The organism is Amycolatopsis nalaikhensis, from assembly GCF_030264295.1.
GTDB classification, from domain to species: domain Bacteria; phylum Actinomycetota; class Actinomycetes; order Mycobacteriales; family Pseudonocardiaceae; genus Amycolatopsis; species Amycolatopsis nalaikhensis.
In genome coordinates, this window is the sequence record NZ_CP127173.1 from 9,944,128 (window position 1) to 9,967,051 (window position 22,924).

Here is a 22,924-nt window from a genome sequence, read left to right on the forward strand (position 1 = left end):
CGCGTCTCAGAACGGCAGGCCGAGGGTGGGCAGCCCGATGGCCGAGTCGACCGCCAGGGCCACGAACACGATCATCAGGTACGTGTTCGACCGGTGGAACAGCGCCATCGGCTTCGTCTCCTCACCCCGCCGCACCGCCGCCTGGAGGCTGTGCGCGTAGAAGAGGAACCAGCCGCCCGCGAGGATCGCGAACGTTCCGTACAGCCACGACGTCACCGGGAGCAGCAGCAGCGTCCACGCCACCATCACCCACGAGTAGATGACGATCTGGCGGGCCACGTGCTGAGCCGTCGCGACCACCGGCAGCATCGGGACGCCCGCGCGCTCGTAGTCGTCGCGGTACTTCATGCCCAGCGCCCACGTGTGCGGGGGCGTCCAGAAGAAGATGACGCCGAACATCACGAACGCCGGCCACTGCACCGTGCCCGTGACCGCCGCCCAGCCGATCACCACCGGCATGCAGCCCGCCGCGCCGCCCCAGACCACGTTCTGCGACGTGCGCCGCTTCAGGCCGAGCGTGTAGACGAAGATGTAGAACAAGATCGTCGCGACCGCCAGGATCGCCGACAGCAGGTTCACCGTGAAATACAGCACGGCCGCCGACGCGACACCCATCACGAGGCCGAAGATCAGCGCGCCGCGCCGGGGGACCGAGTCCTTCACCAGCGGACGGCGCTTCGTGCGGTTCATCACCTTGTCGATGTCCGCGTCGATCACGCAGTTGAGCGCGTTCGCGCTGCCCGCGGCCATCGTCCCGCCGACCAGCGTGGCCAGCACCAGCCACGGCGACGGGATCTGACGGCCGGCCAGGAACATCGCCGGGATGGTGGTCACCAGGAGGAGCTCGATGACCCGCGGCTTCGCCAAGGCGGCGTACGCGCCCACCACCCGGCGGAGGCTTCGCCGGTCACCGTGCGGTCGCTCACCGGTCGGGTGCACGGCGCTGGTGTCGTCACTGCGTCCGTGCGCAGCGTTCACCAACGACATTTCACTCCCTGCGTCAGGTTCGGTCGGGTCCGTGCCGGAAGGCCGTGGTGGAACGCCGGTCTGAACCCTCGAACGATGTTAGACGTGGTGAATCCCGTGGGTGATCGCGGGTCCTCGACACCGCCAAGCACTAGGCTGGCCGCGACGGGCCGCGATTGCCCCTGCGCATGGCCGCGAGCAGGAATATCGTCCCTTCGGGATCGATTGAGATAAGTAGCCGCGCGCACGGGTAACCGGAACGAGGAAGACCAGCCGCAACCATCATGACCGGGAGTTGGAGTTCAGTGTCCGAAACCGCCACTACCAGCGAGAACAACCCGCTCCTCCGGCGCAACACGCCCGCCGACTGGACCGACACCGACACCCGCGCCGTGGACACCGTCCGGGTGCTGGCGGCCGACGCGGTGGAAAACTGTGGCAGTGGCCACCCCGGCACGGCGATGAGCCTGGCGCCGCTGGCCTACACGCTGTTCCAGCGCACCCTGCGGCACGACCCGAGCGACCCGGAGTGGCCCGCCCGCGACCGGTTCGTCCTCTCCGCCGGTCACTCGAGCCTCACCCTCTACATCCAGCTGTACCTCGCCGGCTTCGGCCTCGAGCTTCGAGGACCTCAAGCAGCTGCGCAAGTGGGACTCGAAGACCCCCGGTCACCCGGAGTACCGGCACACCAAGGGTGTCGAGACCACCACCGGCCCGCTCGGGCAGGGCCTGGCGAACGCCGTGGGCATGGCGATGGCCGCCCGCCGCGAACGCGGCCTGCTCGACCCGGACGCCGCGCCCGGCGAGAGCATCTTCGACCACCACATCTTCGTGATCGCCTCCGACGGCGACATCGAAGAGGGCGTCACCTCCGAGGCCTCGTCCATCGCGGGCCGCCAGGAGCTGGGGAACCTGATCGTCTTCTGGGACGACAACAAGATCTCGATCGAGGACGACACGAACATCGCGCTGTCCGAGGACACCGTGAAGCGCTACGAGGCCTACGGGTGGCACACCCAGGTCGTCGAGGGCGGCGAGGACGTCGTCGCGATCGAGGAGGCCATCAAGGCCGCCAAGGCCGAGACGCAGCGGCCGTCGTTCATCGCGCTGCGGACCGTCATCGGCTACCCGGCGCCGAAGAAGATGGGCACCGGCAAGGCGCACGGCGCCGCGCTGGGCGCCGACGAGGTCGCCGCGGTCAAGGAGATCCTCGGCTTCGACCCGGAGCAGTCCTTCCAGGTCGAGGACGACGTGCTCAAGCACACCCGCCAGGCGCTCGACCGCGGCAAGGCCGCGCGCGCCGAGTGGCAGGAGAAGTACGACGCGTGGGCCCAGGCCAACCCGGAGCGCAAGAAGCTCGCGGACCGGCTCTCGACCCGCACGTTGCCCGACGGCTTCGCCGACCACCTCCCGTCCTGGGAGCCGGACGCCAAGGGCATCGCGACCCGCAAGGCCTCCGGTGAGGTGCTCAACGCCCTCGCCGAGCCGCTGCCGGAGCTGTGGGGCGGCTCGGCCGACCTGGCCGAGAGCAACAACACGACGATGAAGGGCGCCGACTCGTTCGGGCCCGAGAAGGCCGCCACCGAGATGTGGCAGGCCACCCCGTACGGCCGGACGCTGCACTTCGGCGTCCGCGAGCACGCCATGGGCTCGATCCTCAACGGGATCGCGCTGCACGGCGGCACCCGCCCGTACGGCGCGACGTTCCTCATCTTCTCCGACTACATGCGCCCGCCGGTCCGGCTGGCCGCGCTGATGAAGGCGCCGGTCATCTACGTGTGGACGCACGACTCGATCGGCCTCGGCGAGGACGGCCCGACGCACCAGCCGATCGAGCAGCTCTCCGCGCTGCGCGCGATCCCGGGCCTCAACGTCGTCCGCCCGGCGGACGCCAACGAGACCGCGTACGCGTGGAAGGCCGTCCTGGAGGACGTCCACCACCCGTCCGGCCTGGCGCTGACCCGGCAGAACGTGCCGGTGCTCGAGGGCACCAACGCCGAGGGCGTGAAGAAGGGCGGGTACGTGCTCGCCGAGGCGTCGAACGGCGCACCCGAGGTGATCCTCATCGCCACCGGGTCCGAGGTGCAGCTGGCCGTCGAGGCCCGCAAGACCCTCGAGGCCGACGGCGTCCCCACGAGCGTCGTGTCGATGCCGTGCGTCGAGTGGTTCGACGCGCAGGAGCAGTCCTACAAGGACGCGGTCATCCCGCCGACGGTGAAGGCCCGCGTGTCCGTCGAGGCCGGCGTGGCCCAGTCGTGGCACCGCTTCACCGGTGACGCCGGGGTGAACGTTTCGATCGAGCACTTCGGTGCGTCGGCCGACGCGGCGACGCTGTTCCGCGAGTTCGGGTTCACCGCGGAAGCCGTCGTCGAGGCCGCCCGTCGCTCGATCGCCAACACCAAGAACTGAAGGAAGTGACGCAGCAAATGAGCAACGACAAGCTGGCGCAGCTGTCCGACGCCGGTGTTTCGATCTGGCTCGACGACCTTTCGCGCGAACGCCTGAACACCGGCAACCTCGCCGGGCTGGTCCGCGACAAGCACGTCGTCGGCGTGACGACCAACCCGACGATCTTCGCCAACGCGATGTCGAAGGGCGAGGCCTACGACGAGCAGACCAAGCAGCTCGCCGAGCGCGGCGCCGACGTGGAGGCGACCATCCGGGAGCTGACCACGACCGACGTGCGCAACGCCGCCGACCTGTTCCGCGACGTCTACACCGCCACCAACGGCGTCGACGGCCGCGTCTCCATCGAGGTCGACCCGCGCCTGGCCAAGGACACCGAGAAGACGGTGGCCGAGGCGCAGGACCTGTGGAAGACCGTGGACCGGCCGAACGTGCTGATCAAGATCCCGGCCACCGAAGAGGGCCTGCCCGCGATCACCCGCACGCTCGCCGAGGGCATCAGCGTCAACGTCACGCTGATCTTCTCCGTCGAGCGCTACCGGAAGGTCATCGAGGCCTTCTTCGCCGGCCTGGAGCAGGCGAAGGCCAACGGCCACGACCTGCGCGGCATCCACTCGGTCGCGTCGTTCTTCGTGTCCCGCGTGGACACCGAGATCGACAAGCGCCTGGACGCGATCGGCACCGACGAGGCCAAGGCGCTGCGCGGCCAGGCGGCCGTCGCCAACGCCCGCCTCGCGTACGCGGCCTTCGAGGAGCTGTTCGCCTCCGACCGCTGGAAGGCGCTGGCCGCCGACGGCGCGAACGCGCAGCGGCCGCTGTGGGCCTCGACCGGCGTGAAGAACCCGGACTACTCCCCCACCCTCTACGTCGACCAGCTCGTCGTGAAGGACACCGTCAACACGATGCCGGAGAAGACCCTCGACGCGGTCGCCGAGCACGCCGAGATCACCGGTGACCAGGTGACCGGCCGCGGCGCCGAGGCGCAGGAGGTCTTCGACAAGCTCGAGGGCGTCGGCATCGACATCCGCGACGTCTTCCTGACGCTGGAGAACGAAGGCGTCGAGAAGTTCGAGAAGTCCTGGGTGGAGCTGCTCGAGACCGTCACCGGCCAGCTGGCGAAGGCGAAGGGCTGAAGCACGAGATGACGACAGGGGAAAAGACCGGCGTCGAGATCGTGGACGCCGAACTGGCGGAGCGGGCCGCGCCGCTGGCCGAGCGGCTGGTCGCCGACCGGGCCGCGTCGAAGCTGGCGGCGCAGGACGCGACGCTCTGGGGGTCGGACGCCGAGCCCGAGGCGTCGATCCGGCTGTCGTGGACGACGCTGCACAAGTCGTCGCGGCCGCTGATCGGCGACATCGAGGCGCTGCGGACCGAGCTGCGGAGTGAGGGCGTCGACCGCGTCGTGCTGGCCGGCATGGGCGGCTCGTCGCTGGCGCCGGAGGTGATCACCGGGACCGACGACGTCGCGCTGACCGTGCTCGACACGACCGACCCCGGCCAGGTCGCCGACGCGCTCGCGGGCGACCTCGAGCGCACGGTGATCGTGGTGTCGTCGAAGTCGGGCGGCACCGTCGAGACCGACAGCCACCGGCGGATCTTCGCGAAGGCCTTCGCCGACGCGGGGATCGACGCGGCGCGGCGGATCGTGGTCGTCACCGACCCGGGCTCGCCGCTGCAGGAACTGTCCGAAAAGGAGGGTTACCGCAAGGTCTTCCTGGCGGACCCGCACGTCGGCGGCCGCTACTCGGCGCTGACCGCGTTCGGGCTCGTCCCGGCCGGGCTCGCCGGCGCGGACGTCGCCCGGCTGCTCGACCAGGCCGCTTCGGTGGCCGAGGAGCTCGCCAAGGACGACGCGGCCAACCCGGCGGTCAAGCTGGCCGCCGCGTGGGCCGCGGCGCACGAGGCGGGTGCCGAGAAGGTCGTGCTGGCGGACACCGGTTCGGGCATCAAGGGTTTCCCGGACTGGGCCGAGCAGCTGATCGCGGAGTCCACCGGCAAGCTGGGCACCGGCCTGCTGCCGGTCGCCGTCGAAGGCCCCGAGGCGGCCGGGTTCGCCGACGCGGGCGCCGACGCCACGGCCACCGCGGTCGGGAGCGCGCAGGGGTCGGCGAAGATCGCCGTCACCGGCTCGCTCGGCGCGCAGTTCCTGCTGTGGGAGTTCGCCACGGCGCTGGCCGGGCGGCTGATCGGGATCAACCCGTTCGACCAGCCCGACGTCGAGGCGGCCAAGAAGGCGGCGCGCGCGCTGCTCGACGACCCGGAGAAGCTGAAGGGCGGCGAAACGGCGTCCAATGTGGACGGCCCGGTCGAGATCTTCGGTTCCGAAGGGGTTTCCACCGACGGCAGCCTGACCGACGTGCTGCGCGCGTTCTTCGCCTCGGCGCCGGACGCGGGCTACATCGCCGTGCAGGCCTACCTCGACCGGCTCGACGACGCCTCGACGTCGGTGCTGCGCGGCGAGATCGCCAAGCGCACCGGGAAGCAGACGACGTTCGGCTGGGGCCCGCGGTTCCTGCACTCCACCGGCCAGTACCACAAGGGCGGGCACCAGAACGGTGTCTTCCTGCAGCTGACCGGTGCCGTCGAGCAGGACCTCGACGTGCCGGACCGGCCGTACACGCTGGGGCAGCTGCAGCACGCGCAGGCCCTGGGCGACGGGCAGGTGCTCGCCGAGCACGGCCGCCCGGTGCTGCGCCTGCACCTGACCGACCGGGCCGCCGGGCTCGCGGCGGTCGTCCGCGCGGTACAGGAGGTCACCGCATGACGTGGACCAACCCGCTGCGCGATCCGCGGGACAAGCGGCTCCCGCGGATCGCCGGGCCGTCCAGCCTGGTGATCTTCGGCGTCACCGGCGACCTGGCCCGCAAGAAGCTGATGCCCGCCATCTACGACCTGGCCAACCGCGGGCTGCTGCCCGCCGGCTTCTCGCTCGTCGGGTTCGCCCGCCGCGACTGGGAGCACCAGGACTTCGGCGAGCTCGTGCACGACTCGGTCAAGGAGCACGCGCGGACGCCGTTCAAGGAGTCGGTGTGGAACCGGCTCGCCGAAGGCATCCGGTTCGTGCAGGGCACCTTCGACGACGACAACGCGTTCGACCGGCTCGCCGAGACCGTCCGCGAGCTGGACGCCGAGCGCGGCACCGGCGGCAACACGGCGTTCTACCTGTCGATCCCGCCCAGCGCGTTCCCGGTGGTGACCAAGCAGCTGGCCCGCTCGGGGCTGGCGAACGCCGACGAGAAGACCTGGCGCCGCGTCGTCATCGAGAAGCCCTTCGGCCACGACCTGAAGAGCGCCGAAGAGCTGAACGCGATCGTCAACGACGTCTTCCCCGAGGAGTCGGTGTTCCGCATCGACCACTACCTCGGCAAGGAGACGGTGCAGAACATCCTGGCGCTGCGCTTCGCGAACCAGCTGTTCGAGCCGATCTGGAACGCCAACTACGTCGACCACGTGCAGATCACCATGGCCGAGGACATCGGCCTCGGCGGCCGCGCGGGGTACTACGACGGCATCGGCGCCGCCCGCGACGTCATCCAGAACCACCTGCTGCAGCTGCTGGCCTTCACCGCGATGGAGGAGCCGCTCTCGTTCGAGCCGCGGGCCCTGCGCGCGGAGAAGATCAAGGTGCTCTCCGGCGTCACGCCGGTCGGCCCGCTGAGCGAGACGACCGCCCGCGGGCAGTACGCCGGCGGCTGGCAGGGCGGCACGAAGGTGCCCGGCCTGCTGGAGGAAGAGGGCTTCGCGAAGGACTCGAAGACCGAGACCTACGCCGCGGTGACCCTCGAGGTGCAGAACCGCCGCTGGGCCGGGGTGCCGTTCTACCTGCGCACCGGCAAGCGGCTCGGCCGCCGCGTCACCGAGATCGCCGTCGTGTTCAAGCGGGCGCCGCACCTGCCGTTCGACTCGACGTCGACCGAGGAGCTGGGGCAGAACGCCCTGGTCATCCGGGTCCAGCCGGACGAGGGCATCACGCTGCGGTTCGGCTCGAAGGTGCCGGGGACCACGATGGAGGTCCGCGACGTCACGATGGACTTCGGGTACGGGCACGCGTTCACCGAGTCCTCCCCCGAGGCCTACGAACGCCTGATCCTGGACGTCCTGCTCGGCGAGCCGTCGCTGTTCCCGGTCAACGAAGAGGTCGAGCTCTCCTGGAAGATCCTCGACCCGATCCTCGAGCACTGGGCGAAGCAGGGCACCGCGCCCGAGCAGTACCCGCCGGGCACGTGGGGCCCGCCGTCCGCCGACGAAATGCTGGAGCGCACCGGCCGGAAATGGAGGCGCCCGTGATCATCGACCTGCCGTCCACCACGACTTCGGCCCTGAACAAGAAGCTGGTGGAGATCCGCGAACAGGGCGGGCAAGTCGCGCTCGGGCGGGTGCTGACGCTGGTGATCGTGGCCGACGACGACGCCAACCTCGAGGACGCCATCGAGGCGGCCAACGGCGCGAGCCGCGAGCACCCGTCGCGGGTGATCGTGGTGGCCAAGGGCGCGCGCACCGCGGCGCCGCGCATAGACGGCCAGATCCGGGTCGGCGGCGACGCCGGCGCGAGCGAGGTCATCGTGCTGCGGCTCTACGGCCCGCTGGCCTCGCAGGGCCAGAGCGCGGTGGTGCCGCTGCTGCTGCCGGACGCGCCGATCGTCACGTGGTGGCCGGGCGCCGGGCCGAAGGACCCGGCGAAGGACCCGCTCGGCGAGCTGGCCCAGCGCCGGATCACCGACTCCGCCGCGGAGAAGCACCCGGTGCGGGCCCTGACGACCCGCGCGAAGGCGTACACCGCGGGCGACACCGACCTGGCGTGGACCCGGCTGACCCGCTGGCGGGCGCAGCTGGTGTCGGCGCTGGACCTGCCGCCGTTCGAGAAGGTGACCAGCGCGACGGTGACCGGCGAGGCCGACTCGCCGTCGACCGAGCTGCTCGCCGCCTGGCTCGCCGAGTACCTGAAGGTGCCGGTGAAGCGGGTCAAGAGCACCGGCGCGGCCGGGATCATCTCGGTGACCCTCGACCGCCGCTCGGGCCCGGTGGAGCTGCACCGGCCGGACGGCCGCGTCGGCACGCTGACCCAGCCGGGCCAGCCGACCCGCCGGATCGCGCTGCAGCGCCGCGACAACCAGGACTGCCTGATCGAGGAACTGCGCCGGCTCGACCCGGACGAGGTGTACGAGACGTCGTTGCGCGGGCTGGGGAAGATCACCACGGGCTCGGCGCCGTCCGCTGCCGCGGCGGCGAAGAAGGCCACGGCCGCGAAGAGCGCCTCATGAGCAAGACCGAGGTCGTCGTCTACGCGAACCAGGACCTCCTGGCCGCCGCCGCGGCCGCCCGGCTGGTGACCCGGCTGGTGGACGTCCAGGCGGCCAAGGGGTCGGCGTCGCTCGTGCTCACCGGCGGCGGCACCGGCATCGCGGTGCTCTCGGAGCTGCGGGCGTCGGCGGCCCGGGACGCGATCGACTGGTCGCGCCTGGACGTCTACTGGGGTGACGAGCGGTTCGTCCCGGCGGATTCGGACGAGCGGAACGAGAAGCAGGCCCGCGAGGCGCTGCTCGACCACGTCCCGCTCGACCCGAAGCGGGTGCACGCGATGGCGCCGTCGGACGGCGAGTTCGGCGACGATCCCGACGCCGCCGCCGAGGCCTACGCGTCCGTGCTCGCGGCGAACGCGGGCCCGGAGGACCACGGCGACGTGCCGTCGTTCGACATCATGCTGCTGGGTCTCGGCGGCGAGGGGCACACGGCGTCGGTGTTCCCGGAGTCGCCGGCGGTGTACGAGACCGAGCGGTCGGTGGTGGCGGTGCGCAACTGCCCCAAGCCCCCGCCGACGCGGGTTTCCCTGACGCTCCCGGCGATCCGCCGGGCGCGGGACGTGTGGCTGATGACGGCGGGCGACGCGAAGGCGGACGCGGTGGCGTTGGCGCTGGCCGGTGCGGGCGAGGTCCAGCTGCCGGTGGCCGGGGCGCGTGGGCACCGCCGGACGCTGTGGCTGCTCGACCGGGCCGCCGCGGGCAAGCTGACGAAGGTGTACCAGCCGCCCACGGCGTGAGTCCTTTCTCGACGGAGGCCCCCTCGGTTCGCGCCGAGGGGGCCTCCGTCGTGAAGGGGACGTTGGGCGCATGTGGTGAGCTGAAGGGGACTTTCCTGGCATCTGATGCCAGGAAAGTCCCCTTCAGCTCGCCGGCCGCCAGCCCCGGGCCAGGCGGCCGAAGATCTCCTCCGCCGCCGCGCGCGGGTTTTCGTGGCCCGTGATCAGCTCCCGCGAGGCCAACGCGAACCGCGCCAGTGCCGCGCACGAGACGTCGTCCTCCGGCGCTCCCGACTCCTCCGCGATCGCGCGGGCCAGCGCCGTCTCGTGGCGCATCCACATCCGCCTCGCGTAGTCGCGCAGCCCCGGCGTGCTCTCGATCAGCGCCAGGAACTCGTCGTCCGGGCCGCCGTCGGAGACGTCGCGCAGGATGTGCTCGCGCAGCGCGTCCACGATCGACCGCCCCGGCGGCCGCCCGCGCACCGCGTTCACCAGGGCCGCCTCGATGTCGGCCTCCTGGTCGAACAGCAGCGCTTCCTTGCTCGGGAAGTACTTGAACAACGTCGTCACCGAGACGTCGGCCGCGTCCGCGACCTCCTTCACCCCCACCTCGTCGAAGCCGCGCTCCAGGAACAGCGCCAGTGCCGCGTCGGCCAGCGCCTGTCGCGTCTGCGCCTTCTTGCGCTCGCGGCGTCCGATCACTTCCGTCATGCGCCCAGCCTACGCGATGGTGAACTCACTTCAAAAGTTAAGTCGTTGCACTTTTTGAGTCACTGTGTTTTTCTGGGAACCATGAACTCCATCGCCATCGTCGGCGCCGGCCTCGGCGGACTCGCCTGCGCCCGCGTCCTGCAGCTCCACGGCCTCGACGTCACCGTCTTCGAACAAGAACCCTCGCCCGACGCCCGCCCCCAGGGCGGCACCCTCGACATGCACGCCGACACCGGCCAGGCCGCCCTCCGCACGGCGGGCCTCCACGAGCAGTTCCGCGCCCTCGCCCGCCCCGAAGGCCAGCAGATGCGCGCCGTGGACGCGCTGACCGCCGAGGTCGTCGACGACGAGATCCCCGAGGACGGCGACGAGTTCCGCCCGGAGATCGACCGCGGTCAGCTGCGCGGCCTCCTGCTCGGCTCGCTCGTACCCGGCACCGTCCACTGGGGACGGTCGGTCGCCGACGTCACCCCCGGCGCCCGGCTGACGTTCGCCGACGGCGGCACCGAGGACTTCGACCTCGTCGTCGGCGCGGACGGCGCGTGGTCCCGCGTCCGCCGCGCGCTCACCGGCGTCCGGCCCGAATACAGCGGCGTCACCTTCGTCGAGTTCGGCCTCGACGACGCCGACCGCCGCCACCCGGCGCTGGCCGCGTTGACCGGCCAGGGCACGATGGTGGCGAAGCGCGGCGGCCAAGCCCTTTTCGCGCAGCGCAACAGCAACGGCCACATCCGCTGCTACGCGACCTTCTACGCGACCGAAGACGCGCGGAACGCGGAGCGCGAGAACTTGCTCGAGCGCTACGCGGGCTGGCACCCGGAACTGCTGGGCTTCCTCGCCGACAACGACAGCGGGTTCACGCACCGTCCTCTGTACGTCCTGCCGGTCCCCCACGCCTGGACACACACGCCGAGCCTCACGCTCCTCGGCGACGCGGCGCACCTGATGCCGCCGCTCGGCGTCGGCGCGAACCTCGCCCTCCTGGACGGCACCGAACTCGCCACCGCGCTGGCCACGGGCACCGGCGTCCGCGCGTACGAAGCCGGGATGCTGCCGCGGTCGATCGAGACCGCGGCAGCCTGCGCCGAAGGCCTGCACCACCTGCTGAGCGACGATCACCCGGCGGGGCGCGAAGCCGCCGCGTAGTAGCCGTACGCGGTGAAGCGGACGTGGCCGTCGTCCTGGATCCACGGCCGCATCGCGTCGATCGCGGCCTGGCGCGTGCCGCGGATCCGGGCTTCGGGCACCCCGGCCAGGTGCAGCCGCAGTGGCAGGTTCAGCGCCAAGAGGAACTCGAGCCACTCGTCGGGCGAGACGAAGTCGTGCAGCAGCGTGTACGGCCGGATCTCGATCCCGGTCAGCCCCGCCCCCTCCAGCGCGGCCGAGACGACGGACGCGTCGGCGAGGCTGAAGATCCCGGGGCTGCCGGGCTCGGGCCGCGGCAGCGGCGGCAGGTCGAGCGCGGCCAGGATCGCGCCGATGAGCCGCGGCATCGCCTGGCCGGCCGGGCGCCACGGGATCGCCGTGGCGAACCGGCCGCCCGGCACCAGGACGTCGCGGACGCCCGCGCACACGCGGTCCAGGTCGGGCACGAACATCAGCCCGAGACGGCAGACGACGGCGTCGACGCTCGCGGCCGGGAGGTCGATCGCCTCGGCGTCCATCTCGTGCGTCTCGACCGTAGTCAGCCCCTCCTCGGCCGCGCGCTGCGCGGTGAAGGCGACCATGTCCGGCGCCAGGTCGGTGGCGATCACCTTCCCGGACGGCCCGACCCGGCGGGCCGCGGCGATCGACGGGTCGCCGACGCCGCAGGCCAGGTCGAGCACGCGGTCGCCGGCGGTGACCCGGGCCAGGTCGAGCACGCCGTCCGACAGCGGCTCCCACTGCCGCCGGGTCACCTCGATTTGGCGGTACCAGTGCCGGGCCTGCTCGCTCCAGCCGGTGCGCTGCCAGGCCTTGACGTCGTGGGCGGTGCTGAGCGTCGTCATCGCTGCCTCCGGGGTTTTCGCTGGTGACGGCATCATCGGCCGGGGCGCGGCGGTGCGGCATGGGTGAGTTCGACCATTTCGGCGCGGGCCGTTCTGCGGCACGATGAGCCCGTGCAGGACGCGCTGGAGGCCGGCCGCCGCGCACTCGCCGAAGGTGAGTGGGCGCGGGCCAGGGCGTGCTTCGAGCAGGCGGGCCCGGGCGGCGAAGCCCTCGACGGCCTCGCGCAGGCTTTGTTCTCCGAAGGCGACTACGCCGGCGCGATCGAAGCCGCCGAGCGCGCGTTCACCGCGTTCCGCGCGGAAGGGAACGATCTGCGCGCGTCGGTCTGCGCACGGCTCGCCGGATATCTGTACGGCGTCGTGCACGGCAGCGCCGCCGTCGCGCGCGGCTGGCTCGGCCGGGCGGTCCGGCTGACCGAGGCCGCCGGCGACTGCCCGGAACGCGCCCGCGTCGAGCTGACCCTGGCCGTGCTGAGCACCGACGAAGCCGGGCGCGAACGCCACTTGAGCGCCGCGTCGGCCATCGCGACCCGCTGCGGCGACACCGACCTGGTGCTCGACGCGATGAGCCTGCGCGGGCTGCACCTCGTCGCGGCGGGCGACGTCGACGCCGGGATGGCGCTGCTCGACGAAGCCCTCGCGGCGGTCGCGGCCGGCGAGGTGGCCGACCTCGTGTCGATCGGCGCGATGTACTGCAAGATGCTGCACGCCTGCGAGCTGACCTGCGACGTCCGGCGCGCCGAAGACTGGCTGGCGCTGGCCGACCGGTTCGTCGCGCGCACCGACCGGGTGCCGATCAGCGCGATCTGCCGCACGCACTACGGCGGCGTGCTGACCGCCGCCGGCCGGTGGGCCGACGCCGAGCGCGAGCTCGTCACGTCGATCGAGCTCTACGACCGGACCTACCGGGCGCTGCGCGCGGCGGCCGTGGTGCGGCTGGCCGCGCTGCGCGTCCGCCAGGGCCGCCTGGCCGAGGCCGGTGAGCTGCTGGCGGGCGCCGAGCACGACGCGTACGCCGTCAAGCCGCAGGTCGAGCTGCACCTGGCGCGGGGCGAGGCGGAGCTGGCGGCGGCCCGGATCGACCGGTTCTTCCGCACCGATCCCCCGGCGGAATTGGCCGCTCCCCTGCTGATGCTGCTCGTCCAGGCGCGGCTGGCGCTCGGCGACGCCGACGCGGCCGCCGAAGCCGCTCTCCGGCTGCGAGACTTGCCGACCGCGCCGCTGGCCGCCGCGTTCGCCGACCACGCCGCCGGGCTGGTCGCGGCCGCACGCGGGCAGGACGCGGCCGGGTCACTGGAGTCGGCGCTGAGCGCGTTCGCCCGGCTGGGCCTGCCGCTGGAGGCCGCGCGCGTCCGCCTGGACCTGGCCGACGTCCTCGCGACAGCCCAGCCTGAACTCGCGCTGGTCGAAGCCCGGACGGCGCTCGAGTCGTTCCAGCGGCTCTCGGCCACGCGGGACGCCGACGCCGCCACGGGCCTGCTGCGCCGCCTCGGCGTTCGGGGGCACACCGGCCCGCGCGGCAGCGGTACCCTGACGGCCCGGGAACGCGAGGTGCTGGACCTGCTCGGCGAGGGGCTGTCGAACCCCCGGCATCGCGGCGCGGCTGTTCGTCAGCCGCCGGACGGTCGAGCACCACGTGTCCAACATCCTCGCGAAGCTCGGTCTCACCAGCCGGGCGGAAGCGGCGGCATTCGCGGTCCGGGGTCATCGTCTCGGTAGCGCGACGGCCGCTCAGTACCCCCGAACGGAGCAATTCCCTGCGGAATTCGGACGCCAGTACTCCGGTGGCGGGTGAAACTTACCGTCTTCCCACCCGACCTCGTTAGCATCCGCACATTTGTGTGCGGCTGCGCGTCCCGATCGGGCTCTGAGCACCTCTCATCATCAAGTCCACAAGACGAATGGGGTCGCCAGCGATGAGTACAGAGGGACTCTCGATTCCAGGCATCTCGATCGCGGGCTCGGGGCCGTCGGCCGCCGAGCGGGTGCGAAAGCGGGGGTTGAGCCTGTTCGGCTCGGTGCCGCGCCCCGCGCTGGTCACGTTCGCCATCGAAGCGGCCGCGGTCATCCTGGCCGTGCTCGACGTCTGGCTGGTGATCCCGGAGAAGGCCCAGCCGTACTCGATCTGGCTCTCCGGCGCGGCGTGCCTCGCGGTGGTGTTCCGCCGGAAGTTCCCGTTCCTCGCGGTGCTCGTCGCCGTCCCCGGCTTCCTGGCCGGGTGGGCGCAGCTCGCGTCGATGATCACGCTGGGCATGCTCGCCACCCGGCGCCAGCTGCACTGGCAGGTGTGGGTGGGCGCCGCGCTGGTGTGGACCTGCCGGTTCGTGCAGTGGCCCCTGGAGGACTTCGCCGAGCTGAGCTGGCGCGAGCACATCCTCGACGGCATCTACGGCGTCCTCGTCGCCGGCATGCCGATCGCGATCGGCCTGCTCATCGGGGCGCGGGCCGAGGTGTCGAACAAGCTCGCCGAGCTGGCCACGAGCCGCGACCGCGAGCGCCGCTTCCACGCCGACGCGGTCCGCGCCGAGGAGCGAGCGCGGCTGGCCCGCGAGATGCACGACGTCGTCTCCCACCAGATCACGCTGATCGCGATGCAGGCGGGCGCCCTGCAGGCCCAGACGGCCGACGACCGGGCGCAGGAGACGGCGCAGGTGATCCGCACGCTGTCGAAGCGGACGCTGGAGGAGCTGCGGTCCCTGCTGAGCGTGCTGCGCTCGGACGCCGACGACGACGGCCCCCGCCCGGGCATCAACGACCTCGACCGGCTGATCCGCACATCGGAGGTCCCGGTGCACCTGTCGGTGGAGCACCTGCCGGAGGCCCTGCCGAACCAGGTCTCGGCGGCGGCGTACCGGACGGTCCAGGAGTGCTTGACGAACGTCCACAAGCACGCCCCGGGCGCGACGGCGACGATCCGCATCCAGGGTGAGCACGGGGCGCTCAAGATCGAGGTCCGCAACGAGCGGGCGTGCCGCCCGGCGGAGGCGTTGCCTTCGGGCGGGCACGGGCTGACCGGGCTGGCCGAGCGGGCTCGGCTGCTGGGCGGGAGCTTCGAGACGTCGGATACCGAGGATGGTGGGTTCCGGGTGCGGGCGCGGTATCCGCTGGATCGCTGACCTCCGGCCCCTGGGCTGAAGGGGACGTTCATCGCATCAGATGCGCTGAAGGGCGCTTTCCTGTCATCTGATGCGAGGAAAGGACCCTTCAGCCCGCCGGGCCGGGCTGAACGCGCGAAAAGCCACCCCGAGGTGTCCCGGGGTGGCTCCAGCCACGAAAGCTAGATGATTTCCCGGCGCTTGCGCAGGCGGTCGAGCGCCTCGGCCAGGATCGCCTCGCCGTCGGCGTCGCTGCGCCGCTCCTTCACGTACGCGAGGTGCGTCTTGTACGGCTCGGTCCGCGGTGCGGCCGGCGGGTTCTTCTCGTCCTGGCCCCCCGGGAGCCCGCAGCGGGGGCAGTCCCACTCATCGGGGATCTCCGCGTCGAGCGCGAACGACGGCCGGGCCTCGTGCCCGTTGGCACACCAGTAGGAGATGCGGCGGCGCGGCGCCGACTCTCCCCGTTCCGATTCGCCCGTAGGACCGGCACCCACCCGGGTGCCCCGAATCGCGTTACCGCCAACCATGAATCCTCACACCTAGGAATCGGCGGCGCGCCCCCCAATAGGCACGCCGAATCACTGTGCCCTGCCGCTGACCCGGTCGTGGCCGGCGGACGGGACGCCGGACGCCTCACACCTTGAGCAGCAGACCCAGGCCCACGATGCTGATCAGCCACACCGCGCCCAGCAGCAGGGTGATCCGGTCGAGGTTCTTCTCGGCCACGCTCGACCCGGCCAGGCTGGACTGCATCCCACCGCCGAACAGCGACGACAGGCCACCGCCCCGGCCGCGGTGCAGCAGCACGGCGACCACCAGCAGGACGCTGGAGACGATCAACAGGATTTGCAGGAACAGCTTCATGTCATCCTCTGGGCTCTAGGAGAATGCAGGGGTACGGCATGGTCGTTTCCGAACCCCACCGTACCCCTGGACTCGTCCACTGCTGTGTGACGGACCGGATACACAGGCTACCCGGTCGTGGCCTCGATCAGGGCAGCGGCCCGCCCGCGGCGAGTGCGCAGAGTTTCGTGAACTCGTCCGCGTCGAGGCTCGCTCCGCCGACCAGGGCACCGTCGATGTTGGTGGCGGCCACCAGCTCGCTGATGTTGCCCGACTTCACCGAACCCCCGTAGAGCACCCGGACGGACGAAGCGACCTCTTCGCCGTACTTCTCGCGGAGCGGGACCCGGATCTCCCGGCAGACCTCTTCGGCGTCCGACGACGACGCCACCTTGCCGGTGCCGATCGCCCAGACCGGCTCGTACGCGACCACCACGTCCTTGACCTGCTCGGCCTTGAGGCCCTTGAGGCCCTCCATCAGCTGCGCCGTGGTGTGGTGGAGGTGCTCGCCGGCCTCGCGGACCTCGAGCTTCTCCCCGACGCAGAGGATGGGCGTGATGCCGTGCTTGAGCGCGGCCTTGACCTTCTTGTTGACCAGCTCGTCGGACTCGCCGTGGTACTCGCGGCGCTCCGAGTGCCCGACCGTGACGTAGCTGCAGCCCAGCTTCGCCAGCATCGCCCCCGACACGTCCCCGGTGTAGGCACCGGAGTCGTGCGGCGACAGGTCCTGCGCGCCGTAGGTCAGCGAAAGCTTGTCGCCGTCGACCAGGGTCTGCACGCTGCGGATGTCGGTGAACGGCGGCAGCACCGCCACGTCGACCTTCGCGTAGTACTTCTCCGGCAGCGCGAAGGCGATCTTCTGCACCAGCGCGATCGCCTCGAGGTGGTTCAGGTTCATCTTCCAGTTGCCGGCGATGAACGGCTTGCGTGCCACTAGTTCTTCTCCTCCAGGGCGACGCTTTCAAGGGCAGAGACGCCCGGCAGTTCCTTGCCTTCGAGGTACTCCAGCGAGGCACCGCCGCCGGTGGAGATGTGCGAGAAGCCGTCCTCGGGCAGGCCCAGCTGCCGCACCGCGGCCGCCGAGTCGCCGCCGCCGACCACCGTGAACGCGTCGCTCTTCACGAGCGCCTCCGCGACGGCACGCGTGCCACCGGAGAAGGCCTCGAACTCGAACACGCCCATCGGGCCGTTCCAGAACACCGTCTTGGCGTCGGCCAGCTTGCCCGCGAACAGCTCGCGGCTGCGCGGGCCGATGTCGAGGCCCTGGCGGTCGGCCGGGATGGCGGTGGCGTCGACGACCTCGTGCTCGGCGTCGGCCGAGAACTCCGTCGCGGCCAGCACGTCGACCGGCAGCACCAGTTCGACGCCGCGCTTCTCGGCCTCGGCCAGGAAGCCCTTGACCTGGTCGAGCTGGTCTTCCTGCAGCAGCGACTGGCCGACCTCGTGGCCCTGGGCCTTGAGGAAGGTGTACGCCATGCCGCCGCCGATGAGCAGCCGGTCGACCTTGGTCAGCAGGTTCGCGATGACGCCGAGCTTGTCGGACACCTTCGCGCCGCCGAGCACGACCACGTAGGGCCGCTGCACGTCGTCGGTCAGCTTCTTCAGCACGTCCAGCTCGGCCAGCACCAGCCCGCCCGCGTACGCCGGCAGCACCGACGCGACCTCGTAGACCGAGGCCTGCTTGCGGTGGACGACGCCGAAGCCGTCGGAGACGAACGCGCCGCCCGGGACGAGCGCGCCCAGCTCGGCGGCCAGCTCGGAGCGGTCCACCGCGTCCTTGCTCGTCTCGCGCGCGTCGAAGCGCACGTTCTCCAGCAGGACGACGCCACCCTCGGCCAGGCCGCCGGTCAGCGCCTTCGCGGACTCGCCGACCAGGTCACCGGCCAGCGCGACCTCGGCGCCGAGCAGCTCGGAGAGCCGCTTGGCGACGGGCGCGAGGGTGTACTTCGGGTCCGGCTCGCCCTTGGGGCGGCCGAGGTGCGCGGTGACGACGACCTTCGCGCCCGCGTCGGCGAGCTTCTTGATCGTCGGCAGCGCGGCGCGGACCCGGCCGTCGTCGGTGATGCGGTCCCCGTCGAGCGGGACGTTCAGGTCGCTGCGCACCAGCACGTAGCGGCCCTGAACGCCCTCGCCCAGCAGGTCGTCGAGGTTCTTGACGCTCATCGGGTTCAGGACAGCTTCGAACCGACGAGCTTGACCAGGTCGGCGAGGCGGTTGGAGTAGCCCCACTCGTTGTCGTACCAGCCGACGACCTTGACCTGGTTGCCGATGACCTTGGTCAGCGGCGCGTCGTAGATGCAGGACGCCGGGTCGGTGACGATGTCGGCCGAGACGATCGGGTCGTCCGAGTAGCGCAGGATGCCCGCGAGGGGGCCCTCGGCGGCGGCCTTGTAGGCGGCGTTGATCTCCTCGACCGTGGCGGCCTTGGAGAGCGTCACGGTGAGGTCGGTCGCCGAGCCGGTCGGGATCGGGACGCGCAGCGCGTAGCCGTCCAGCTTGCCCTGCAGCTCCGGCAGGACGAGGCCGATGGCCTTGGCGGCGCCGGTCGAGGTCGGGACGACGTTCAGGGCGGCGGCGCGGGCGCGGCGCAGGTCCTTGTGCGGGGCGTCCTGCAGGTTCTGGTCCTGCGTGTAGGCGTGGACCGTGGTCATCAGGCCCTGCTCGATGCCGAAGGCGTCGTTGAGGACCTTGGCCAGCGGGCCGAGGCAGTTGGTGGTGCAGGAGGCGTTCGAGATTATGACCTGCGAACCGTCGTACTTGTCGTCGTTGACGCCGAGCACCACGGTCAGGTCCTCGCCCTTGGCGGGCGCGGAGATGATGACCTTCTTGGCGCCGCCGGCGATGTGCGCCTTGGCGGCGTCGGCGTTGGTGAAGAAGCCGGTCGACTCGAGGACGACGTCGACGTTCAGCTCGCCCCAGGGCAGGTTGGCCGGGTCGCGCTCGGCGAGGGCCTTGATGGTCTTGCCGTCGACGACGATGCCCTCGTCGCTGACGCTGACCTCACCCGGGAACCGGCCCAGGATGGAGTCGTACTTCAGCAGGTGGGCCATCGTGGCGACGTCGCCGAGGTCGTTGAAGGCGACGACCTCGATGTCGTGGCCGCTGGCCTGCACGGCGCGGAAGAAGTTGCGGCCGATGCGGCCGAAGCCGTTGACACCTACGCGAACGGTCACTGCTGCCACTCCTCTGAGGATCGGCCGGGACCCCCGGCCGTGACTTGCGGGCTCGCGGTCACCCTAGCGTGCGGGCACGCGCGTCCCTGACTGCCCTGACGAGACTTCCACCACTTGGCGAACGGGTCAAGAATCGATTAAGAAGCCGGGCGGTCGCGGGGCGGGTTTCCGGGGTGGACCACGGCGGACCAGGCGAGGGTCAGGTTCGGGGTCTCGGGACCGGTTCCGGCTGGAAGTGGCGGGTGCGGCCGCCATCGGGTCGGGATCCGACGACGGCCACTTGACCGATTCAGCCCGGCGCGCGATTTCGGCGGCTTCGACGGGTGTTTCGGAGGCGCGCGCGGTGGGGTTCCGGACGGGCGTGAGGTCGATGACTCGACCGATCCAGGGAGCGGGGATCAGCCGGTCGGGACCTCGGCGGGTGGTGCCGCGAAGGGCACACTCGGGCCCGGCGGGGTCCTGAATGACTCATTCAGGTCTTCGGAGGTCTTGAATGACTCATTCAAGACCTCCGCTCGCCGCCCGAGAGTCAGCCGCGACGGCTCCCGCACGCCGCCAATGACTCATTCGCGACCTCCGCGGTCCCCAATGACTCATTCGCGACGTCGCCCGCCGCCCACGGTCCCCAATGACCCATTCGCGACCTCGCCCGCCGCCCCGAGACCCACCCGCCGACAACCCGGTGAAGGCCGTGCCGCGCGGGCTCAGCCAGCCAGCTCGCGTTCCAACGGCGTGCGGAACCGCGGCGTCGCCCGGATCTCGCCGAACCACTCCGCGCACCGCTCCGCCGCCGCCTCGACCTGCGCCCGAGCCTCCGCTCCGACGTCCTCCAGCAGCCGGAAAACCACCTCCCCCGACGCGCGTTGGGCCCATCCGCCGACGACCCGGCCGGACGACCACACCGTCGGGCCGATGTTGCCGCTGCGGTCGAACAACGCCGCCCGGTGGGGGCCGAGGAACCAGTCGCGGTCCTGCCAGCCCATCGGGGTCGGGTCCAGGCCCGGCAGGAACGCCACCCACGGTGGTGGCGCGGGCACCGGCGCGAGGTCGTCCGCCAGCGCCACGCCCGGCACTCCGTCGAGATCGACCTCCACCGGCCCCAAGGCCGCCAGTGCCTTCTTCGTCTGTCCCGCCGTCCAACCCGTCCACCAGCGCAGGTCGGACACCGGCGCCGGGCCGTACGCGCGCAGCCAACGCCGGGCCAGCTCCACCCGCGCCTCCTCCGCGCCCAGCACCGCGAGCCCGCCCGGGATCCACGAATCCAGCGGGTGCCAGACGTACTGGCTGCTGAGCCAGCTCCCGCGTGGACGCCCCCGCATGATCCGGCCGTCCGCCGCCAGGAGGAACAGCACCCGGCTCGTCACGTTGCCGATCGCCTCGTACGGCTTGCCCGCCGCCATCCGGAGCTGCTGGCGCAGCCGGGGCTCGTCCTCGCTCAGCTGCTGGGCCGTCGCCGACCCCCGGGCCCGCAGCGCCGCCTCGACCGCGTCCTCCACCTCCGCCAGCCACTTCCCCGGCTCCGGCACGTTCTCCGGGTAGCCCTGCGTGCCGAGGTGCTGCTCCAGGAGCTTCCGCTGCTTCACCGCGATGTCGGCCGAGCACCCCGCCTGCACGAGCGCCGCCGTGGCCAGGTCCGTGACGAACACCGTGCGGCGCATCCCCAGCAGCCGCACCAGACTGCGTTCGTCGTAGAGGGCCTGCTCCACGGACGCGACCGCGGGTGAACCGAGCCGCGCGGACGCGGAGAGGTGGACGGTCGCCGGGTCGGTCGCGTGCAGCGCGACGACCCCGGCCACCGCGTCCGCCACCGTCGTCGCGGGTGCGGCCAGGTGGTGGCGGACGGCGAGGCGGGCCCGGCGCTGCTCGGCGCTGATCTTCGGAAGCACCCGTTTTTCCTACCACCCGGCACCGACAAAAACGCCTGGTCGTCCCGGACCACCCGGGGTTAGCCTCGGCGGATGGTCTCCGGTGCGCACCTCGCGGCCTTCGCCGCCCTGACGTTCCTCATGGTCGTCGTCCCCGGACCGAGCGTGCTGTTCACGATCAGCCGCGCGCTCACCGTCGGGCGGCGCGACGCCCTGCTCACCGTGGTGGGCAACTCCGTCGGCGTCTACACGCAGGTCGTCGCGGTCGCCTTCGGGCTCGGCGCGCTCGTGACGACCTCGGCCACGGTGTTCACCGCGATCAAGGTCGCCGGTGCGCTTTACCTGGTGTACCTGGGGATCCAGGCCGTGCGGCACCGCCGGAAGCTCACCGACGCCATGGCCGCGAAAGTCCGCGCGACGCCGGGCCGGGTGCTCACCGTGCTGCGCGACGGCTTCGTCGTCGGCTTCGCGAACCCGAAGTCGATCGTGTTCCTGGCCGCCCTGCTCCCCCAGTTCGTCGACCCGGTCGCCGGGTCGGTGGCCGCGCAGATGCTGGTCCTCGGGCTCTGCCTGCCCGCGATCGCGCTGGCCACCGACAGCGCGTGGGCGCTGGTCGCGGGCACCGCCCGCGCGTGGTTCGCGCGCTCGCCGCGGCGGCTGGAGATGGTCGGCGGCACCGGCGGCCTCGTCATGATCGGCCTCGGCACCGGGCTGGCCTTCACCGGCCGGGGTGACTGAGCACCAGGTCGAGCAGGCCCGGGAACGCCGCGTCGAATTCGGGGCGCCGCAAGCGGTTCAGCCGCCGCGGGCCCTCGTCGCGCTGCTCGATCAGGCCCGCCGCGCGCAGTACCGAGAAGTGGTGGCTGAGTGTCGCCTTCGCGACCGGCAGGTCGAACGTGCCGCACGCCTTCGTCCACTCCGGCACTTCGGCGAGCGAGCGCAGGATGCTGCGGCGCACCGGGTCGCCGACCGCGGCGAGGGCGTCCTGCAGGGACACCTCCGCCGGGACGCCGTGGGTCAGCCCGCGGGCCCGCGCGGAGGTCACCGCAGGGCCTCCGCCAGCGCCGGCCACCACTCGCGGGGCAGGTCACCGGCCGGGACGACGACCTGGTCCGTGCCCGCCGCCCGGTACTCGCGCAGGCGGGCCACGACCGCGTCGAGGTCGCCGCGCACGGTGAGGGCGTCGACCAAGCGGTCCGAGAGGTCCGCGATGTCGGCGTCGGTGAAGCCCATGCGGCGGAAGTTGTTCGCGTAGCCCGGCATCCCGGCCAGGAAGCCCAGCGAGCCGCCCCGAGCGCGCTCACGAGCCGTCGCCGCGTCGGGCTCCGGGACGACGCTCAGCAGCACCACCAGCTGCCGTCCGGTACCGAGGATCTCGCGCGCCGAAGCGACGTAGTCCGTCGTCACCAGGTACGGGTACGCACCCGCCGCGCGGTCCCGCGCCAGCTCCAGCATCTTCGGGCCCAGCGCGGAAAGAATCCGCGCGGAGGCGGGGACGGTGTCGTCGAGTTCGTCGAGGTAGTCGTTCAGCGTGGCCAGCGGCCGCGCGCCGTGGGCGCCGCCGAGACCGACGACGAACCGGCCGGCGGGCAGGTCGGAGTACGCCCGGGCCACGTCGGCGGCGGGCACCCGGTCGACCGGGAGGATGCCGCTGGCCACCGGGATCTTCGCCGTCCCGTGCACGACGTCGGTGATCAGCGGCAGGTTGCTGCCCTGCCCGCCCGGCAGCCAGAGCGCGGCGTACCCCAGCTCCTCCAGCTCGGCGGCGGCCGCCACGGTCTCCGGACCGGTCGTGTTCAGCGTGGCGCCCAGCGCCCCCAGGTTCGTCATGCGCCGGGCAACCACGGAACCCGGGCGGATG

Annotated in this window: 20 protein-coding genes and 1 pseudogene; 10 read left to right on the forward strand and 11 right to left on the reverse strand. The window is 71.8% G+C overall.

Annotation, left to right across the window (positions count from 1 at the left end; genetic code table 11):
• Nucleotides 1-6: 6 nt before the first annotated feature.
• Nucleotides 7-987, reverse strand: a complete 981-nt coding sequence (locus QP939_RS48295) for a heme o synthase (protein WP_285453685.1) — start codon at nt 985-987, stop codon at nt 7-9.
• 284 nt (nt 988-1,271) lie between these two features.
• Between QP939_RS48295 and tkt the strand changes: the two are divergent.
• The 6 genes and pseudogenes from tkt to pgl all read left to right on the forward strand — a co-directional run bounded on the left by tkt (nt 1,272) and on the right by pgl (nt 9,409).
• Nucleotides 1,272-3,375: pseudogene (gene tkt / locus QP939_RS48300) on the forward strand (transketolase).
• 17 nt (nt 3,376-3,392) lie between these two features.
• Complete coding sequence (gene tal, locus QP939_RS48305) at nt 3,393-4,505, forward strand: transaldolase (protein ID WP_285453686.1); 1,113 nt, start codon at nt 3,393-3,395, stop codon at nt 4,503-4,505.
• A gap of 8 nt (nt 4,506-4,513) precedes the next feature.
• Nucleotides 4,514-6,136, forward strand: a complete 1,623-nt coding sequence (locus tag QP939_RS48310) for a phosphoglucose isomerase-related protein (protein WP_285453687.1) — start codon at nt 4,514-4,516, stop codon at nt 6,134-6,136.
• Complete coding sequence (zwf, locus tag QP939_RS48315) at nt 6,133-7,659, forward strand: glucose-6-phosphate dehydrogenase (protein WP_285453688.1); 1,527 nt, start codon at nt 6,133-6,135, stop codon at nt 7,657-7,659. The genes QP939_RS48310 and zwf overlap by 4 nt, the downstream gene beginning before the upstream one ends.
• Nucleotides 7,656-8,633 carry a glucose-6-phosphate dehydrogenase assembly protein OpcA gene (gene opcA / locus QP939_RS48320; protein WP_285453689.1) on the forward strand — a complete coding sequence of 326 codons (978 nt, stop codon included), beginning with the start codon at nt 7,656-7,658 and terminating at the stop codon, nt 8,631-8,633. Before zwf ends, opcA begins: the two co-directional genes overlap by 4 nt.
• A complete protein-coding gene (gene pgl, locus QP939_RS48325) occupies nt 8,630-9,409 on the forward strand; it encodes a 6-phosphogluconolactonase (protein WP_285453690.1) in 780 nt (259 codons plus the stop codon). Before opcA ends, pgl begins: the two co-directional genes overlap by 4 nt.
• Before the next feature lie 123 nt (nt 9,410-9,532).
• On the opposite strand, the gene QP939_RS48330 is transcribed toward pgl, so the two are convergent.
• On the reverse strand, nt 9,533-10,099 hold the full coding sequence (locus QP939_RS48330; protein WP_285453692.1) for a TetR family transcriptional regulator: 567 nt from the start codon (nt 10,097-10,099) through the stop codon (nt 9,533-9,535).
• A gap of 81 nt (nt 10,100-10,180) precedes the next feature.
• On the opposite strand from QP939_RS48330, the gene QP939_RS48335 reads away from it, so the two are divergent.
• The gene (locus QP939_RS48335; protein ID WP_285453693.1) at nt 10,181-11,245 is read left to right on the forward strand and encodes an FAD-dependent oxidoreductase; all 1,065 of its coding nucleotides are present in this window, start codon (nt 10,181-10,183) and stop codon (nt 11,243-11,245) included.
• Here QP939_RS48335 and QP939_RS48340 read toward each other — a convergent pair.
• On the reverse strand, nt 11,215-12,087 hold the full coding sequence (locus QP939_RS48340) for a class I SAM-dependent methyltransferase (protein ID WP_285453694.1): 873 nt from the start codon (nt 12,085-12,087) through the stop codon (nt 11,215-11,217). The two genes, QP939_RS48335 and QP939_RS48340, sit on opposite strands and share 31 nt — an antisense overlap.
• Nucleotides 12,088-13,690: 1,603 nt before the next feature.
• Here QP939_RS48340 and QP939_RS52120 point away from each other — a divergent pair.
• Nucleotides 13,691-13,882 (forward strand): response regulator transcription factor, encoded by a 192-nt coding sequence (locus QP939_RS52120; protein ID WP_352252877.1) that lies wholly within the window; start codon nt 13,691-13,693, stop codon nt 13,880-13,882.
• Between the two features lie 121 nt (nt 13,883-14,003).
• Entirely contained in the window at nt 14,004-15,203 is a 1,200-nt protein-coding gene (locus QP939_RS48350; protein WP_285453696.1) for a sensor histidine kinase, read from the forward strand.
• A 161-nt stretch (nt 15,204-15,364) separates the two neighbouring features.
• Here the strand turns inward: QP939_RS48350 and QP939_RS48355 are convergent, their stop codons facing one another.
• From QP939_RS48355 to QP939_RS48380, 6 genes are all read right to left on the reverse strand, one after another.
• Nucleotides 15,365-15,709, reverse strand: a complete 345-nt coding sequence (locus QP939_RS48355; RefSeq protein WP_033262808.1) for an RNA polymerase-binding protein RbpA — start codon at nt 15,707-15,709, stop codon at nt 15,365-15,367.
• Between the two features lie 106 nt (nt 15,710-15,815).
• On the reverse strand, nt 15,816-16,046 hold the full coding sequence (gene secG / locus QP939_RS48360; protein WP_003071471.1) for a preprotein translocase subunit SecG: 231 nt from the start codon (nt 16,044-16,046) through the stop codon (nt 15,816-15,818).
• Between the two features lie 127 nt (nt 16,047-16,173).
• Complete coding sequence (gene tpiA, locus QP939_RS48365; protein ID WP_285453698.1) at nt 16,174-16,959, reverse strand: triose-phosphate isomerase; 786 nt, start codon at nt 16,957-16,959, stop codon at nt 16,174-16,176.
• Nucleotides 16,959-18,188 (reverse strand): phosphoglycerate kinase, encoded by a 1,230-nt coding sequence (locus tag QP939_RS48370; RefSeq protein ID WP_285453699.1) that lies wholly within the window; start codon nt 18,186-18,188, stop codon nt 16,959-16,961. Before QP939_RS48370 ends, tpiA begins: the two co-directional genes overlap by 1 nt.
• 5 nt (nt 18,189-18,193) lie before the next feature.
• Complete coding sequence (gene gap, locus QP939_RS48375) at nt 18,194-19,198, reverse strand: type I glyceraldehyde-3-phosphate dehydrogenase (RefSeq protein WP_285453701.1); 1,005 nt, start codon at nt 19,196-19,198, stop codon at nt 18,194-18,196.
• A gap of 704 nt (nt 19,199-19,902) precedes the next feature.
• Complete coding sequence (locus tag QP939_RS48380; protein ID WP_285453702.1) at nt 19,903-21,084, reverse strand: winged helix DNA-binding domain-containing protein; 1,182 nt, start codon at nt 21,082-21,084, stop codon at nt 19,903-19,905.
• 72 nt (nt 21,085-21,156) lie between these two features.
• Here QP939_RS48380 and QP939_RS48385 point away from each other — a divergent pair, with 72 nt between their 5' ends.
• A complete protein-coding gene (locus QP939_RS48385) occupies nt 21,157-21,801 on the forward strand; it encodes a LysE family translocator (RefSeq protein ID WP_285453704.1) in 645 nt (214 codons plus the stop codon).
• Here QP939_RS48385 and QP939_RS48390 read toward each other — a convergent pair.
• Together QP939_RS48390 and QP939_RS48395 are read right to left on the reverse strand one after the other, a co-directional pair.
• Nucleotides 21,782-22,108: an ArsR/SmtB family transcription factor gene (locus QP939_RS48390; protein ID WP_285453705.1), complete on the reverse strand. Its 327-nt coding sequence runs from the start codon at nt 22,106-22,108 to the stop codon at nt 21,782-21,784. The genes QP939_RS48385 and QP939_RS48390 overlap by 20 nt on opposite strands.
• Complete coding sequence (locus tag QP939_RS48395; RefSeq protein WP_285453706.1) at nt 22,105-22,893, reverse strand: TIGR03620 family F420-dependent LLM class oxidoreductase; 789 nt, start codon at nt 22,891-22,893, stop codon at nt 22,105-22,107. Before QP939_RS48395 ends, QP939_RS48390 begins: the two co-directional genes overlap by 4 nt.
• Between the last annotated feature and the right edge of the window lie 31 nt (nt 22,894-22,924).